Raw genomic sequence first — 16,305 nt, 5'->3', positions numbered from 1 at the left:
TACACTTGCAGAAATAGAAAAAGCCGCTGCTAAAAGCAGCGGCTTTTTATCTACGGGCTGTGGTTGGCAATTCATAATGTCCACCCTACTCCCTTCCCAACCACAACACTACACGCGGAGAGCCTCCTTTCCAATAAACTCTTCGTGTGCCGTTTGTTATTGAATCAAAGATAGGGTAAGCCCATACCGGTCTGCTGAAAGTTTTGACCAAATGAAGCTTGTGCCCGGCCAACAGCAACCTATAGCCGATGAAGTCATCATCAGAGTCAGCAGAGTGGGAGCGGTAGTGGTTGCCTACCGGTACACTGCCTCCGCCTTCTCACGCAAGTTGTACGCCGAGGACATCACCTCGCCATAGGCGCCGGCCGAACGGATAGCCACCAAGTCGCCGCGCTGGGTTTCCGGAAGCAATACTGCTTTGCCAAACGTATCCGACGACTCGCAGATGGGCCCCACAATATCGTAGGCAAGCTCCGGGCGCTGGCTGCTCAGGTTCTGAATGAGGTGAAAGCTGCCGTACAAGGCCGGCCGAATCAGCTCCGTCATGCCCGCATCAAGAATAGCAAAGCGCGTCTGCTGGCTTTCCTTCACGTACAGCACGCGGCTCATGAGTGTGCCGCACTGCGCTACCACGGCCCGGCCCAGCTCCACATGCACCTGCTGCTGTGGGCGGCGTACCAGGTGCTGCTCAAACATGCCAAAGTACGCCCCGAAATCCGGAATCGGGTTCTGGTCGGGCTGCTGATAATCGATGCCGAGGCCGCCGCCCACATTGAGGTGGGGCAGGTGGTGGCCACGGTCTTCGAGCCAGGTTTGCAGCTCATTCAGCTTGCGGCTCAGGTTGGCAAACGCCGACAGCTCCGTAATCTGAGAACCAATGTGGGCGTGCAGGCCAATCAATTCCACGTTCGGCAAGCTCTCAAGCCCATCTACTACCCCCGCCAAATCAGGAAGGCTTATACCGAACTTGTTGGCTTCCAGTCCGGTGGTAATATAGGCGTGCGTATAGGCATCTACGTTCGGGTTGATGCGCAATGCTACCCTAGCGGTGCGGCCCTGCGCGCCGGCCAGCTCATTGAGCACCTGTAGTTCCGGCACCGACTCCGCATTAAAGCAGAAGATGTCAGCGGCCAGGGCGCGGTTGATTTCGGCGTCTGATTTTCCGACCCCGGCAAACACCACGTGGTCGGCGGAGAAACCGGCCTCCAGGGCCCGCTGCACTTCGCCGCCGCTTACGCAGTCGGCCCCCAGGCCAGCCTGTTGGATGCGCTGTAGAATGGGAAGGTTGGAGTTAGCCTTGAGGGCATAATGCACCTGAAAGTTGCCGGGGCGGGCCGCCGCTGTCAGAGCCGCCAGCGTTCGGTCCAGCAGGGCTAGGTCGTAGTAGTAAAAGGGCGTCGGCTGGGAGACTAGCTCCGCAGGAAGTTGAAAGGGCATCGGAATGAGAAAAAATTACCGCTGAAACAGACCGGCGTTTAGTGCTTGGAGGGCGCGTACTTTGTCGTTGGTGTGCACCAGAATGCTGATGTTGTTCGGCGAGCCGCCGTAGCTGATCATGCGCACCGGAATGTCTTTCAGCGCGGCAAAGGCTTGGTTGGCAGCGCCATGTGCATCCTGCTCTAGGTTGCCGACGAGGCAGATGATGGTTTGGTTTTCGTCCACTTCCACGGTGCAGAAACGGCGCAGCTCCTCCAGAATTTGGGGCAGGCGGCCGGCATCGTCAATGGTCAAGGACACGGCTACTTCCGAGGTCGTAATCATGTCGATGGAGGTGCGGTAGCGCTCGAAAATCTCGAACAGGCTGCGCAGGAAACCGTGGGCCAGCAGCATCCGGCTCGACTTCACGTTGATGGCCGTGATGCCATCTTTTGCCGCTACGGCCTTGATGGCTTCGGCGCCGGTTTTAGCTGAAATAAGCGTGCCGGGCGCATCGGGCTGCATGGTATTGAGCAGGCGCACCGGAATACCGTGCTGGCGGGCGGGCAGCACCGAACTAGGGTGCAGAATCTTCGCCCCGAAATAGGCTAGCTCCGCCGCCTCATCAAACGACATTTCCCGGATGGGGTAGGTGCCTTGCACGATGCGCGGGTCGTTGTTGTGCAGGCCGTCGATGTCAGTCCAGATTTGGATTTCCTCGGCTTTTACTGCTGCTCCAATAAGGGAAGCGGAGTAATCGGAGCCACCGCGTTTGAGGTTGTCAATGTGACCTTGGACGCTCCGGCAAATGTAGCCCTGCGTGATAAACAACTGCTCGGTGGCGTAGGGTGCTAGGGTGCTAGCCAAGTGCTCCTGAATGTAGGCTGCGTCAGGCTCTTCGTCCACATCCAGGCGCATAAAGTCGAGGGCAGGCAGAAGCACCGCCGGGCGGCCCAGCACCTGCGTTACATAGCGGTGCACTAGCAGCGTGCTCAGCAATTCGCCCTGGGCCAGAATTACCCGCTCACCATCAGCGGAAAGTGGCGCGGCCGTCAAACCCAGAATGGTATCGAAGTTCTGGTTAAGCGTTTGGATGGCGGCTTCGGCTATGGCTGACTCCGGGAGCAGTTCGCGGGCCACCTCGTGGTAGCGCTGGCGCAAGGCTTCTAGGCGGGCCGTGGCCGTGGTGGTATCGGCGGCATACAGCAGGCTGGCAATTTCGACCAGCGCGTTGGTGGTGCCGCTCATGGCCGACAGCACCACAATGCGGCGCTCCAGGTGCGGGGCATGAATCAACTCGGCAACTTCGCGCATCCGCTGCGGCGACCCAACGGACGTACCGCCAAACTTTAGAACTTTCATAAACGGTGAAAAACGGGAGATAAGTGGCGCAGAAATGCCCGATTGGTTGCGGGCCAAATGAAAAAAGCGCCGGCCCTAGGTAGGACCGGCGCTTGAAGGTTCAGTGGTAGGTGGCTACAACGAACAGGTGCGACGGTCAGGTCGGGTTACGTTTCTTCGATTTCTTGACCATCATCAGGCCCATCGCCATCGGCGAAGCCACCTGTTTACCCTGCTTCCGGCCTGCACACACGGCTACTATCCCAGCCGAAGCCCGGGATGTAATAGCAAGAAATACAGCGGATGCTTGTGCCATGTACAAAAAGAAAACGCGACGAGCTACAGCAGACAGGGCGCGTTTGCGGCTGCAAGTACGGAGTTTCTTCTAAAAACTCCAGCAGCTTGTATGAGAAAATTTCTATTTGCTAGGTGTGCCTTTGCGCTAAACCTAGTTGGCAAGCTGCTTTTTTACCCACTCGGTTAGGGCGGCGCCAGTGCCTAGCTTGGCTACTTCATCTAGGGGTTTTGTACGCTTCATGTTGCCGATTTGGTAACCTTTCAGCAGGGTTTTGATGCCCTCCGTGTTGAGTATGGCCGCGTCCTTCACCTCGGGGTGCTGAATCTGGTAGCGGGCCCAGCCGCCCATAAACAGCATCAGCAGCTCCGGATTCTGGCCCGTGAGGTCAGCCACAAACTTCTGCAGCTGCACCGATACGGTGGGCGTACCGCTGATCCACTGAAACAAAAAACGGGTAGCCTCCTGGCGCTTTGCGGCTTCCTTCCCGATGGGGGTAGCCTCCAGCCAGTTCACCGTGGCCACTACCTGCGGCTCATATTCGGCATAGTCGTCGGGATCCTGCAAGGAATAGCCAGTAGGCGGTTTGTAGGTCGACTGAGCCAGGGCGGCCGGAGCACCGCAAAACAGGGTCAGGGCCAGCAGAAGCGCAACGTTTTTCATAGGATAACAAAGGATGCGAGAAAGCCAGATACGTAACGTGAATTTGTGTAAAAGGTAAGCTATTTGCTGGTTGCTTGCGTGCTACTGCAGAAGACATTACCAGCATTAGCAGGGTTGGGCCACGCGCAGGACCTAGTACCTCTTAGCGGCCCAACGACAAGAGCCTGAGAAACCAGCGCCGGTTGCAGATGTGCAACGTACTTGGGCTGGTTTCTCAGGCTCAGGCCTGCGGAAGAGAGGAAGCCTAGCGCACGGGCTTGGGCAGCACCGGCAGGCTTTCGTGGCCCTCCGCATCTACGGATACTACCCCGAAAATGTAGTTGTCTTTGCTGTGCGGTAGGTCGGCTTTGGTGTCAGTTACAAAGAACTTCTGCTGCCACTCCGGGGCGCTGGTTTCGCGCATCAGCACGTAGTAGCCTGCGGGTTTTTCGCCGGCTTTGGGGGCTTCCCATTTCAGCTCCGTGCGGTTAGTGAGCTGGGCCGTGAGTACGCCCACGTTTTCGGGTGCGGCGGGGGCTAGGGCCAAGCTGGCTAGGGTAGCCAGATTGACGCCGGTGTTTTTGCGCAGATACGCGAAGTCCATGAACTTGGCGTGGTCACCGTATTCGGTGCCGCCTTCGTTGCGTAAGTCCTGGTGTTGGTGGCGGAAGTCTTCGTTCATTTCCGAGAAGCGCACCGCCGTGAAGCCCTGCTGGTTGAACGGTGTGTGGTCGCCGCCGCGCAAGAACCGGTCGGGCCGATATTCCAGCACTACCTCATGGCCAGCCACGTACTGCTTGGTGGCCTCACGGGTGTAGCGGGCCAACTGCCGTGAAGGTGAGTCGTTTTCCGACGAAAGGGTGCGGCGCACCTTGGCCTCATCGGCGGTTTCGGTGGCGGGTACGCCTTCGCTGAACACGCGCAGGCGCTTATCGTCCTTAATCTCCGGGTCGTGGCCCGTGGAGTTGCCCATGATGTCGTTGTTGAGCATGGCCACTAGGTTCCAGTCTTCTTTTTTGGCGCGCTTTGCTAGGTGCGTAGATCCGTACAACCCCTGCTCTTCGCCCTGCACTGCCACGAAGATGATGGTGGCCGGAAACTTTTGCTTCGACATTACGCGGGCTAGCTCCATCACGGCCACCGTGCCGGAGCCGTCGTCGTTGGCGCCGGGCGCATCGGCGGTGGCGTTCATCACGTCAGTCACGCGCGAGTCGATGTGGCCACTCACGATGAAGATACGCTTGTCGGTGGGGTCGGTGCCGGGCAGCGTGGCCATCACGTTGGCCATCAGCACGGGCCGGTCGATGCGGCGGCCGTCGGGCTTAATCGTGAAGGTATCCTGCTCTACTTTCAGGCGGCCGCCGCTGGCTTTGCTGTATTTCTTGAACTCCGCTTCTACCCAATTGCGGGCCGCGCCAATGCCACGTTTTTTGCTTTTGGTATCCGAAAGCGTGTGGCGCGTGCCAAAGCTCACGAGCTTATCGATATCCTCGCGAAGGTTTTTCTCCGATATTTCTTCCACCATGTTGGTGATAAGCGGATCGGGTGTGGTGGTGGGCTTGGTTTGGGCTAACGCCTGGGTGGTGAGGCCCAGGGAAAGCAGCAGCAGGGTAGAACGGCGCATGGTTGATGGAGAAAGTCTGGTATGGAGTGGGCAAGAGACGCAGAACGGAGCCCTGGCGTTGCGGCACAAGGTAGGAGTGTAGCGCGAACTTTGTAGCTCAGCCACAACACGTAAAATTTGGCACTGCTGGCAGCCCCCGCTCCGCTACTTATAGCATGGCTACCACGGCACTGGCAGCGTTGCCACCAAAGCCGGCCGCATTCACCAGAATCCGGCGGACAGGAGCGGCTGGTGACTGCGCCAGATCCGTAGCAAAAGGTTGGGCGGGCCACTGCTGGGTTTCGAGCACGTGCAAGGCAAAATCGAGGCTTAGGGCGGCCGAGGCACCTAGCGTATGCCCCACCAGCCACTTATTAGACAGCAGTGGCGGTAGCGCCTCACCAAATATAGCTCGCAATGCCGCTCGTTCAGCCGCGTCGCCGGCGGGCGTGCCGGGGCTGTGCAGCACCACAGCATCCACGGCTTCGGGCGCGCACTGGGCCTGTTGTAGTGCCTGCCGGATGGCTTGCTGAAAGTGCTGCCCATCAGGCGAAAGCCCGGTTTTACTACCTATGGCCTCAAAGCCAAACCCCACGCCCTCTAGCACGAAAACGGGGCAAGGGGAGTTTTCAATAGTAAGCTGCTGGCGATTAGCCTTCTCCAAGGCAAATACCGCTGCGCCCTCGCCGAGCACAAACGTAGAGGGCTTGCCAGCACCTGGTCGGCAGGGCCAGTCGGCGGCGGCGAAAGGTGAGTATATGCCGATGGCCTGCATTTGAGCCAGCGTGAAACCCGTGAGGGGAGCCTCGGTGCCGCCCGCCAGAAACCGCGTGGCCATGCCTGCCCGCAGCCAGGCCGTAGCGTTGCCCAAGGCCTGAAACGCGCTGCTGCACGTGCTGGAATGGCTTAAAGAAGCGCCATCCCTAGCGCCGGCATCAAAGGCAACCCAACTGGCCACGTTGCCGAGAGTAGTAAGCGGGGAGGCCGCGTTCGAAACAGCTCCTTCCTTGAGAAATTCCGTGTGAAATTGCTCTAAGCGGCCCGTGGCGCCACGGCTGCTCCCGAGGCTAACAGTTAGTGGCGAGGTTGCCGTTTGCCAGCCGGCCGCCGCCGTGGCCTGCCGAGCTGCCAAGAGGCCCAATAGCACAGTGCGGTCGAGCTGACGGTAGGCAGGATGGGCGCGGCGCAGGTCCGCCACGTCCGCATCAGCGGTAGCAGGCAGGGCCGCTACGGGCAGGCCGCTTGCGTGGGTAGTGAAAGGAGAGGTAGCTACGTCGGTTGGGGCCGGCAGCAGACCTAGTGACGAAACCCGGCCGCGCCCCCGAATTATAATCAGTTCCTCGCCATGCGTTGCGTTAGTCATGCAGGTATTCGGGCAGGGTAGGCGCGGGCTGGAAGTTGAGGACGAGCTCGCGCATCTTACGAAGCACCTTGTAGAGCAGCTCTAGCTCGGCATCGGTAGTGCAGTAGGGCGGCAGCAGGTACACCACATTGCCCAGTGGGCGCAGCACTACCTGGTTATCAATGGCCAACTGATAAAAGGCATCGCGGAGGCGGCTGAAGTAGCTGGTGCCCTCGCCAGGGTCATACTCCACGGCCAGAATAGTGCCTTGGTGGCGCACCTGCCGTATGCCCGGTAGGCCTTCTATTTCCTCGCGGAAAGCCGCGTGGGCGGCTTCTATACGCTGGCGCTGCTCGGTGCATTCCTCGGCGCGGGTAAGCTCTAGGCTAGCTAGCGCGGCGGCGCAAGCCACGGGGTTTGCAGTGTAGGAGTGGCCATGAAACAAAGCCCGCATCTTGTCGTCGCTGAGGAACGCCTCGTAGATGGGCGCTGCGCAGGTGGTCAGGCCCATAGCCAGCGTGCCGCCGGTTAGGCCCTTGGAAAAGCACATAATATCAGGCTGCTCTTCAAGTAAGCTGCTGGCAAACAAGGGGCCAGTGCGCCCAAAGCCGGTCATTACCTCATCGGCAATACAGAGCACACCGTGTTGGTGGCAGCGGCGCACCATTTCCGTGAGTACCTCAGGCGAGTACATGACCATACCCGCCGTGCCTAGCACCAGAGGTTCAAAGATGAACCCTGCCACATCGGGCCGGGCTACTAGGGCATCAAGCTGCGCCAACCCTTCCGCTTCGCGGCCGGGCACTGGCACGTCAATAAACTCTACCTCAAACAGCAGGGGCCAGAAGGGCTGGGTGAAGGCACCGCGGCTGCTCACGGCCATGGCCCCAAACGTGTCGCCATGGTAGGAGTCGCGGAAGCAGAGGAAGGTGCGGCGCTCGGGCTGGCCGAGGTTGTGAAAGTACTGCAGCACCATTTTCAGGGCTACTTCCACGGCCGTCGAGCCATTATCGGAGTAAAATACGCGAGCCTGGTTGCTGGGCAGCAGCGCCAGCAGTTGCTCAGCCAGTTCTACGGCGCTTGGGTGCGTGAAGCCGGCAAACAGCACGTGCTCCAGGGTGCGCAGCTGCTCGCTTACGCGGGCTGCAATATGCGGATGGCTGTGGCCGTGCAGGTTCACCCACCACGAGGAAATACCATCGAGGTAACGGGTGCCGTCTTCGGCAATCAGCCAGCTGCCTTCGCCGCGCACGATGGGCACGGGCAGCGGGGCAGTCTGCATTTGGGTGTAAGGGTGCCACAGTACAGCGTGGTCCCGTTCAGCTAGGGTAGGCATGGGTGGTAAACAAACGAGGGCCGCAAAGGTAGCTGCCAATTGCCAGTAGGCCAGATATGGTGCTCTCCAGGGCTACAAAGCCTGACTTCACTAGCCCATGCTACAGCCCAAACCACTCCCGGAATTCCGCTGCATAGCGGCTCACCACCGCGGCCGAAACTTCTGGTTCGGGTAGCACCCTGGGCATAATGGGCACGGCGGTGTGCGTGGCAATAAACTCTTCCGTAGCGGGTGTCGGCTCGCCGTTGAAGATGAGGCCCCGCACTGGTATGTTCCGCGCTTTCAGGGCTTCCAGAGTGAGCAGCGTGTGGTTGATGCTGCCTAAGTAATTACGCGACACTACCACCACCTCCAGTCCCAACTGCTGAGTCAGGTCGGCTATCAGAAAACCGGGGGCTAGCGGCACCAACAGGCCGCCGGCACCTTCTACCAGCAAATGGTTGTTAGTTTCAGGCAGTTGAAAATCTTCTGGGTGCAGGGTTACTCCTTCTGCAGCGGCTGCGGCGTGAGGCGAGGCGGGTAGCTGCAGACGGTAGCGCTCTGGCCAGAAGTGGCTCCGAGTGTTCTGAACCAGGCTGCGCACCGTAGCCGCGTCGGTAGTAGGGGTGAGGCCTGCTTGCACGGGCTTCCAGTAATCGGCCTGCAAGGCTTCCGTCAGGATGGCTGAGACAAGAGTTTTGCCTACATCAGTGCCAATACCGGTAATGAAAAGTCGTTCCAAGGAGAGAAGGGTAGGGAGATTTTCGGGAGAAATGGCTGCTGCCAAGTGAAGTATAAATGAAACGGAAGGTAGAGTTGGCAGTCAGCTTAAAAGCAGCATGATTTCATGCCGTTATTGTCTTTATTTCATGGCTACACTGTGCCATTCGTGCTCAACTCGTGTCATTAACAAGGCATTATCGAATTTGACGGACCCCTTTGGGAAAATGGCGTCATCAGCAAAAAAACTCGATTTTACTTCGCTTACTGCCAATGGTTTCACCTGCCAATCATAGGTCTGGAGCTGCAAACCATCGAAGCTGTTTCCGTTTGGAGAGTAGCCAAGGGCACCCTTTTCGAAGAAGTCGGAAGCATTTTCAAGCGTTTGAAAAATAGACTCGGAATTGAAGTGCTCAACTTCGGCCGCATCAATCGAAATGTACGTTTGATCTGAGCTAAGGAAACCAACGTGATAATTCGGGCCCGTCTCACGCACGTTGAAAGTTGCTACGTGATGTTTGCCAGGAAATAAGCGTCCACCCACCAGCGCGTTTAGTCGTAAGGACGTGTCGCGCCGGGGGATGAAAACGCTCTCTTGAGTTTTTCCAGCCTCATCCCATTCTACTGCAATCCGATGAGCACCATTTTCAGAGGAAACACCCAGCCAATTAGGAAGGCCCTTCGGTTTGATGTTCTTCAGGCGGATCAGGCAAATACCAACGATGGCTTTGCCTTTGTACACCTTCGGCCGAAAAGGTGCAGGTAGAATGGTTGCAACATCTTGTGGATCAGCCGTAAAGTTGATTAGAATCCTTCTGTCGATAATGCCGTGGATGGTTGGGATTCTCATACTTGAAGGGCTAGGGGTACAGTAGTAGCTAACGTATATCTAGGGTAAATACTTGATGAGCCTTACGCCAGGGGCTGCAGGGCTTGTTTCAGCACATCTGCCAGCTCATCAATTTCTGCCTCGGTATTGTAGCTATGCACAATCAGCCGCAAACGCTCGGTGCCTACCGGTACTGTAGGCGATACAATGGGCCGCACATCGAAGCCGGCCGCCTGCGCCGCCGCCGCTACGGCCCTCACGTTGGCTGGGCCGGGGCTGGCAGTGAAGAAAACGGGATGAATTACGTGGCTTTCCAGCGGTACTCGTAGGCCCGGCACGGCGTTCAGGGTAGCTGTCAGGTAATCCGACAGCTCGAATAGGCGGTTGCGCTCAGCAGTGAGGGTAGGGAGCACCGCATATGCGGCCCTGAGGCCGGCCACTGTGAGCGGCGGCAGGGCTGTAGTATAAATGAATGGCCTACTGAAATTCAGGAGATAGTCGCGCAGTAGGGTGGAGCCAGCCACGGCGGCACCCTGGCTGCCAAGGGCCTTCCCGAACGTGAGAATGCGGGCAAACACCTGTTCTTCTAGGCCCAACGCCGTAACCAACCCCTCGCCCTGGGTGCCATAAATGCCATTGGTATGCGCCTCATCTACCACCAAGTGCAGGCCTTTTTCCTGACACAAAGCGGCCAACTCCGCCAGCGGGGCCATGTCGCCATCCATGGAATACAGAGCCTCTACGGCTACAAAAACGGCGCCGGTAGCGCGGACTAGCTTGCGCTCCAGGTCCTGCACATCGTTGTGGCGGAAACTCCAAGCGGTGGCGAAAGAGCCCCGGATGCCGTCTTTCACCGATGCGTGCGAGGCTTCATCGTAGAGAATGGTGTCGCCGCGGCGCGGCAGGGCGCTGAAGAAGCCCAGGTTGGCTGCATAGCCGGAGTTGAACAGTAAAGCCGCCTCCGCCCGATGAAAGGCCGCTAACACCGTTTCCAGCTCTTCAGCCGCCTGGGAGTTGCCGGTAAGCAAGCGAGAACCGGTGCTGCCGGCCGGTTCAGCCAGAGCCTCTTGTAAGGCTGCCTGCACGGTTGGGTGCCGACTGAGGCCTAGGTAGTCGTTGGAGCTAAAGTCGACTAAGCCCGACGCGGAGAGCGTGAGCCGGCGCTGGGTACCATCAGCGTCCCGCTTAGCAAGATGCTGCGCAAGACGCTGATGGAGAGAGGAAGAATAAGGCATAGGCTGTTCAGTACCAAGCTAAAACCGGTTCCCCTGCTCAGCTGAGGAGGGGCTAGGGGTGGTTGACTGACCTAGAACAATGACTAGAACTATATTCTACTTCCTGTTCAACGATTCATCAACCACTCCTGGCCTCTCCTCAGTTGAGCAGGGGAACCGGTTTTAACACTCAATTAGGCAACTACAGGTGCGGCTTCTTTGCCCAGCACCATAGCTCCTTCCGGAACATCCTTGAACGATTTGCGGGGGGTGAGGCCTAGCAACGCGAACATCTGCTTATCGGCGTCGAAGTCAGGGTTGGGAGTCGTGAGGAGCTTCTCGCCGGAGAAGATGGAGTTGGCGCCGGCCAGGAAGCACAGAGCCTGCTCCGTAACGGGCATTTCCTGGCGGCCGGCCGAGAGGCGTACCATGGTGTGTGGCATCAGAATGCGGGCGGTGCCAATCATGCGCAGCATTTCCCACACACTCACGCGAGGCTGGTCGGCCAGGGGCGTGCCTTCCACCGGTACTAGGGCATTTACGGGCACCGACTCGGGGTGAGCAGGCAGGGTAGCCAGCGTGTGCAGCATGGCAATGCGGTCCTCGTCGGTTTCGCCGAGGCCAATGATGCCGCCCGAGCATACTGAGATACCCGCTTTGCGCACGTGCTCCAGGGTGTTGAGACGGTCGTCGTAAGTGCGGGTGGTGATAATTTCAGAATAGTGCTCGGCGCTGGTATCGAGGTTGTGGTTGTAGGCGTAGAGGCCCGCCTGCTTCAGGCGCTCGGCCTGGTATTCGTTCAGCATACCCAGGGTGCAGCACACCTCTAAGCCCAGGCCGTTTACTTGCTCTACCATGCCTAGCACGCGGTCGAAGTCGCGGTTGTCGCGAATTTCGCGCCAGGCGGCGCCCATGCAGAAACGGGTGCTGCCCGAGTCTTTGGCGCGCTGCGCCGAGGCCAGCACTTCAGCATCAGGGAGCAATTTGTGGGCCTGCACGCCGGTATGGTAGCGGGCTGCCTGAGGGCAGTAGGCGCAATCTTCGGGGCAGCCGCCGGTTTTTACGCTCAGCAGGGTGCACACCTGTACCTCACCAGTGGCCTGCGTTTCGGCATGGATGGCCGCTGCCTTGGTCACCAGCTCCAGCACGGGCAGGTTATAAATAGCTTTTACTTCGTCGAGGGTCCAGTCAGTCCGAATCATGGGTGGGAAAGATGTCGTGTCTAGGTTTCTGGTTGGAGAATGCTGCAAAGAACAGCCCGCGCGCAGTAAAGCTACTGCCGCGGGCTGCAAGATACATGAGAAGTGGATTTACACCGCCTCATATAGTGCGCAGCACCCGGCACGGATTGCCCACGGCTACTACCCCGGCCGGAATATCGCGCGTTACCACGCTGCCCGCCCCAATGGTGGTACCGTCGCCGATGCTCACGCCGGGCATCACTAGCACGCCCGCGCCTAGCCACACGTTGTGGCCTATAGTAATTGGTTTTGCAAACTCCCACCCAGCAATGCGGGGCGCTACCTCCACCGGATGGCCGGCCGTAGTCAACAGCACATTCGGCGCCATAAACACGTTGTCGTCAATGCTTACGGGTGCGCAGTCTAGGATGGTAAGGTTGTAGTTTGCGTAGAAATTCTGCCCTAGTCGGATGTTGTAGCCATAGTCACACCGGAAGGGGGCCTCAATGTGCGCATCGGTTTCGTAGCCGAGCAGCTCGGCCAGCACGTGCTTGTTGAGCTGCACTGGCTCCTGGTTGTAGCGGTAGCACAGCTGTTTGGCGCGCAATCGTTCGGCTACCAGCACTGGGTCGTTGGCCTGGTACAGCTCGCCGGCCAGCATTTTTTCTTTGTCGGTGGATAGCATAAAGGCTCGGCGGAGAAGTAAGGCGCCGGGGCAATATACTCGGCCTCAGGCTTACCTGTATACGCCGTTACTACCCCACTTACAGGGCCGAAGCCTCCTGCGCTGGGCTAGTGCTGCGGGCGTCGCGGGTGTTTTTCTGCACGGCAATGGCGGCAAACAAGCTCAGTACAAACGACATGGCATAAAATCCTTTTTCGCTTAGCGTGAGGCTAGCGTTCCAGAGGCCTACGGTGAGCAGGCAGATAACCAGAATAGTGGAAAACCAGCTCAGACCGTAGTAGATGCCCGTTACTGGAATGCCTTCCATCTGGTCGCGCACTGTTTTCTGCAGAGAAACCGCCGCAAACAAGCCATACATCAGAATGGTAAAGTAGTAGCCCTTCTCGTTGAGCTGCATTTGCGCGTTCCAAAGGCCAATGATGAAAGCGGAAATGCCCGCCAGCAGGGCAACCCAAGAGGCGGCAATAAAGGCGTTGGAGGGTTTGGCGTTCATAAGGGGGTAGTCGGAAAAGGTTGACAATCTCATCGGAGAACTAGTCCTCCGACAAGCCAAACATAGCGCCTACCCCGGGCTAGGTCGTATCCAAACTTTAACCGATATTAGACTTTTACTTTTTGCCAAGTAGTACTGTTTTCGATAGTTTCAAGTGCGTTGTGTTGATTCAGAAAAAAATGCTTTAAAACGCAAGAAAAGCAATATTACTCGTGTAATTCTGAATGAAGTAGGTTGGCAAAAACACGGACGCTACGTGAATTTTCAGACTTTTCACAAGGCATACTTGCCGTGTTTGTGAGATGCCTTAAACCAAAACGGGCCGCTCCTATAGGAGCGGCCCGTTTTGGTGTTAACGTTTGCCGGGGCGGCTGGCGCCGCGGGTACCACGGGTGCTGGTTTTGCCCTTCGGCGGACCAGCGGGTGCTTTCGGGCCTTTGCCAGCGGCCGCGCCTCGTGGGCGGGTGCCCGCTGGCCGGCTTGCTTTCCCAAACCCCGGGCCATCCGGCCGGACGCCCGTGGGGGGGCCGGCTTGGCGACCGGGGCCGGATGGCCACTCCGGCGTATCAGAGGGGCTAGGGGCTGCTTTCTTCGTGGCGGAACGGGCAGCAGCGCGCTTATTGGTTGGTTTTTCAATCCAGGAGCCAGCCGGCTTGGGCTTCGATGCGCGAGCCGAAGTGCCTTCGTCCTCCTTGGGCCTTGGCGCCGAAGACTGGCGGCCCGGGCGGTCGGCCCAAAACTCGGCGGAAGAGGCGCGCTTGCGGCGGCGCGGGCTGGAGCCGTTATCGGTGCCATCAGAGTCTTTGATCATCTCAAATAGTACCTTCAGCTCCTTTTCCTTTAGCTCGCGCCACTCACCCACGCCCAGGCCTTTCACGTTGATGTTCATCACGCGAATGCGCTCCAACTGCACCACCTCGTAGCCAAAGTACTCGCACATGCGCCGGATCTGGCGATTGAGGCCCTGCACCAGAATAATGCGGAAGATGTAGGGCGTTTCCTTGGTGACTTTGCACGGCTGCGTCATGACACCGCCGAGGGGCACGCCGTTGGCCATGCCTTCAATGAACAGGTCGTTGATGGGCTTATCCACCATCACGATGTACTCCTTCTCGTGCTTGTTGCCGGCCCGCAGAATCTTGTTCACAATGTCGCCATTGCTGGTGAGCAAAATCAGGCCCTGCGACTCCTTGTCGAGGCGGCCGATGGGGAAGATGCGCACCGAGTGTTTAATAGCCCGGATGATGTTATCCTTGATGCCGGTATCGGTGGTGGAGATGATGCCCGGCGGCTTGTTGTAGGCAATGTACACAGCATCTTCCTCGGCGCGCGGCTCAATGATGTTGCCGTTCACACTCACGCGGTCCTTGCTGGTTACCTGGTCGCCGATGCTGGCGCGCTTGCCATTAACCAGCACGTTGCCCTGCTCGATAAAGCGGTCGGCCTCCCGCCGGGAGCAGACGCCGCTTTCGCTGATGTATTTATTGAGACGAGTGGCCATGAGGTAAAAATGCTAAGCGAAGGGTAAAAAACAACGGCCCGCCAAAGCAGCAAGTGCCGGCGGGCCGCAAAGATACGGCAGAACAAGAGGAGAAGTACTAGGTGGCCATAGCGGCTAACACGCAGCTCGTTTATCGGGGTAATTGCAATACTAACACGAGGCGGTTAATCGACAGATAAAGCATAGAAAAGCCCGATGAGAAGTGGAGTAAATACAGCTAAGCAAATAAGCAGGGGCTTCCAGATCTTTTTGGCCGGGAAAAGCTCCTTGTTTTCTACTATTCTGTCGAAATAGGCATTTAAAGCAATACCACCACCTATGCCGAACGCTACATTGAAACCCGAACCACCAACCTGACGGCCAGGCAAAGCCGATAAGAGCACTATAGCAACTGCCACAATTCCGATAGTCCCCCATATTACTTTGCGCGCTGCATCGGGGCGCCCCACATCTCTAAAGTTCTGTGCGAGCATAAGCCCGCCAGCTATAGGACTAAACAAGAATGAAAAAATACGGATAGCCAGTGCTGAATACAAAGGCAGTTTAGTAGTTTCTACTGCTTCCACGGTATGAGGTATAAAATGGTGCAGCTAGTTCCGTCTTATTGAAAGCAGAGTTGAGGCACTCCCACAAATATGAATAGATATAATGGCATAAGAAGGGTTAGGCCCCGATAAAATACCGCTGGATGGCATCATCCAATTCTGCAGGAAGTTCGGTCCCGTCTTTAGGCTGCAGTGCTACTGTTTCACTAGCCCCTGTCGGAGCATAAACCCCACTGCTCTGGTTGAACTGCAGTTTGCCCTGCCGGAACTCCCGCTGCTGCTCTGCCCCATCCTTGTTCATAGACACAAACTCGAGCTTTTCCAGCGTGTGGCTGCTTTTGTCGAACCGGAACCAGAAGTACACTTCAGCGGGGTCGTCGCTCTGCACATCCAGGGCTTTTATTTCAAGCAGCGAAAACGCGTCGGCTTCGAGCAGGAAGAGGGTTTTGTAAGCGAAAGGCATAGTAGGAAGCGGTAAGTGGCTAGCTATTACTGGACCGGGTGATGAAGTCGTAACCGTGTTCTGTGCAATACAGCGGAAGTGTGCTCCACGTCAGGCCCTCCTGTTGGGCCAATTTGTGAGCTGCATACACGAGCTCCATGTATCTGACTATGATAAGTTGCTCGCACCAATCTCGAGCATTTTCCAGCTCATCCGAATCTAACTCAATTTCCTCGAATGCCCGTTGCAGACTTTCATATCTAGTCACTACAAAAGAGCTGTCAGCTGTATCGGCTATACTGGAACCAGACAACCATTCTGGGTCTTCGAGGCCTAGGTCTGTTGCGTAAGCGAAGCCTTCAATACACCATTCATCTGTATTGATGTCGAATTCGGTGAGTTCGAAATAAAGGGCTGCAACCGGCTCCTGATGCTCTACTACAGCTGCGTGAAACTCATCAATCCATGAGCATAAGCTGGCTGCTTGGCTGAGCAATGAATTCCCAATAATTGCATGAAAAGGCGACTCAGGAAGTGCTGAGAGCTTGTCCTCAGCAATAACAACAGCCTCTGCGAAATGCCCACGCTCAAGGTAAGGATTAATCTCTTCGGCAAAGTCAAAATTCATAGTAATGGAAGTTAGTTAGATTACCACTGAATAGTTACAACGAGCTGAATTTCTGATAAAGGCGGCCTATTGATACAGAAAGGGTTAACGTATCCGATTTTGCAATCTTAGCA

At 57.3% G+C, this 16,305-nt stretch carries 16 protein-coding genes; all 16 read right to left on the bottom strand.

All coding sequences use genetic code 11. The features are described 5' to 3' along the window. Positions 1-294: 294 nt before the first annotated feature. The 16 genes from lysA to ACYVHC_RS14655 all read right to left on the bottom strand — a co-directional run bounded on the left by lysA (position 295) and on the right by ACYVHC_RS14655 (position 16,192). Positions 295-1,437: a diaminopimelate decarboxylase gene (lysA, locus tag ACYVHC_RS14730; RefSeq protein ID WP_460614526.1), complete on the bottom strand. Its 1,143-nt coding sequence runs from the start codon at positions 1,435-1,437 to the stop codon at positions 295-297. Positions 1,438-1,452: 15 nt separating this feature from the next. Then, a complete protein-coding gene (locus ACYVHC_RS14725; RefSeq protein ID WP_460614525.1) occupies positions 1,453-2,778 on the bottom strand; it encodes an aspartate kinase in 1,326 nt (441 codons plus the stop codon). Positions 2,779-3,205: 427 nt separating this feature from the next. After that, entirely contained in the window at positions 3,206-3,715 is a 510-nt protein-coding gene (locus tag ACYVHC_RS14720) for a hypothetical protein (RefSeq protein WP_460614523.1), read from the bottom strand. Between the two features lie 244 nt (positions 3,716-3,959). Then, positions 3,960-5,318, bottom strand: coding sequence for a M28 family metallopeptidase (locus tag ACYVHC_RS14715; protein WP_460614522.1), 1,359 nt, complete (start codon positions 5,316-5,318; stop codon positions 3,960-3,962). A 148-nt stretch (positions 5,319-5,466) separates the two neighbouring features. Continuing rightward, positions 5,467-6,660 (bottom strand): beta-ketoacyl-[acyl-carrier-protein] synthase family protein, encoded by a 1,194-nt coding sequence (locus ACYVHC_RS14710; RefSeq protein ID WP_460614521.1) that lies wholly within the window; start codon positions 6,658-6,660, stop codon positions 5,467-5,469. Further along, positions 6,653-7,975: an aspartate aminotransferase family protein gene (gene bioA / locus ACYVHC_RS14705; protein ID WP_460614520.1), complete on the bottom strand. Its 1,323-nt coding sequence runs from the start codon at positions 7,973-7,975 to the stop codon at positions 6,653-6,655. The genes ACYVHC_RS14710 and bioA overlap by 8 nt, the downstream gene beginning before the upstream one ends. A gap of 100 nt (positions 7,976-8,075) precedes the next feature. After that, positions 8,076-8,696 (bottom strand): dethiobiotin synthase, encoded by a 621-nt coding sequence (gene bioD / locus ACYVHC_RS14700; RefSeq protein ID WP_460614518.1) that lies wholly within the window; start codon positions 8,694-8,696, stop codon positions 8,076-8,078. 120 nt (positions 8,697-8,816) lie between these two features. After that, on the bottom strand, positions 8,817-9,524 hold the full coding sequence (locus tag ACYVHC_RS14695) for a DUF2071 domain-containing protein (RefSeq protein ID WP_460614517.1): 708 nt from the start codon (positions 9,522-9,524) through the stop codon (positions 8,817-8,819). A 62-nt stretch (positions 9,525-9,586) separates the two neighbouring features. Beyond that, on the bottom strand, positions 9,587-10,738 hold the full coding sequence (locus ACYVHC_RS14690) for an aminotransferase class I/II-fold pyridoxal phosphate-dependent enzyme (protein ID WP_460614516.1): 1,152 nt from the start codon (positions 10,736-10,738) through the stop codon (positions 9,587-9,589). 173 nt (positions 10,739-10,911) lie between these two features. Continuing rightward, positions 10,912-11,919 (bottom strand): biotin synthase BioB, encoded by a 1,008-nt coding sequence (bioB, locus tag ACYVHC_RS14685; RefSeq protein WP_171593342.1) that lies wholly within the window; start codon positions 11,917-11,919, stop codon positions 10,912-10,914. A gap of 118 nt (positions 11,920-12,037) precedes the next feature. Beyond that, on the bottom strand, positions 12,038-12,583 hold the full coding sequence (locus ACYVHC_RS14680) for a sugar O-acetyltransferase (protein ID WP_460614515.1): 546 nt from the start codon (positions 12,581-12,583) through the stop codon (positions 12,038-12,040). Positions 12,584-12,662: 79 nt separating this feature from the next. Then, a complete protein-coding gene (yiaA, locus tag ACYVHC_RS14675; protein WP_460614514.1) occupies positions 12,663-13,076 on the bottom strand; it encodes a YiaA/YiaB family protein in 414 nt (137 codons plus the stop codon). Between the two features lie 352 nt (positions 13,077-13,428). Further along, entirely contained in the window at positions 13,429-14,577 is a 1,149-nt protein-coding gene (rluF, locus tag ACYVHC_RS14670) for a pseudouridine synthase (protein ID WP_460614513.1), read from the bottom strand. A gap of 164 nt (positions 14,578-14,741) precedes the next feature. Further along, positions 14,742-15,143: a hypothetical protein gene (locus ACYVHC_RS14665; RefSeq protein WP_460614512.1), complete on the bottom strand. Its 402-nt coding sequence runs from the start codon at positions 15,141-15,143 to the stop codon at positions 14,742-14,744. Positions 15,144-15,240: 97 nt separating this feature from the next. Then, positions 15,241-15,585, bottom strand: coding sequence for a hypothetical protein (locus ACYVHC_RS14660; protein WP_460614511.1), 345 nt, complete (start codon positions 15,583-15,585; stop codon positions 15,241-15,243). A gap of 19 nt (positions 15,586-15,604) precedes the next feature. After that, positions 15,605-16,192: a hypothetical protein gene (locus ACYVHC_RS14655; protein ID WP_460614510.1), complete on the bottom strand. Its 588-nt coding sequence runs from the start codon at positions 16,190-16,192 to the stop codon at positions 15,605-15,607. Between the last annotated feature and the right edge of the window lie 113 nt (positions 16,193-16,305).

It is taken from the genome of Hymenobacter seoulensis, from assembly GCF_054780535.1.
The sequence above is the reverse complement of the archived record's forward strand: the minus strand, read 5'-3'. Positions and strand labels throughout refer to the sequence as shown.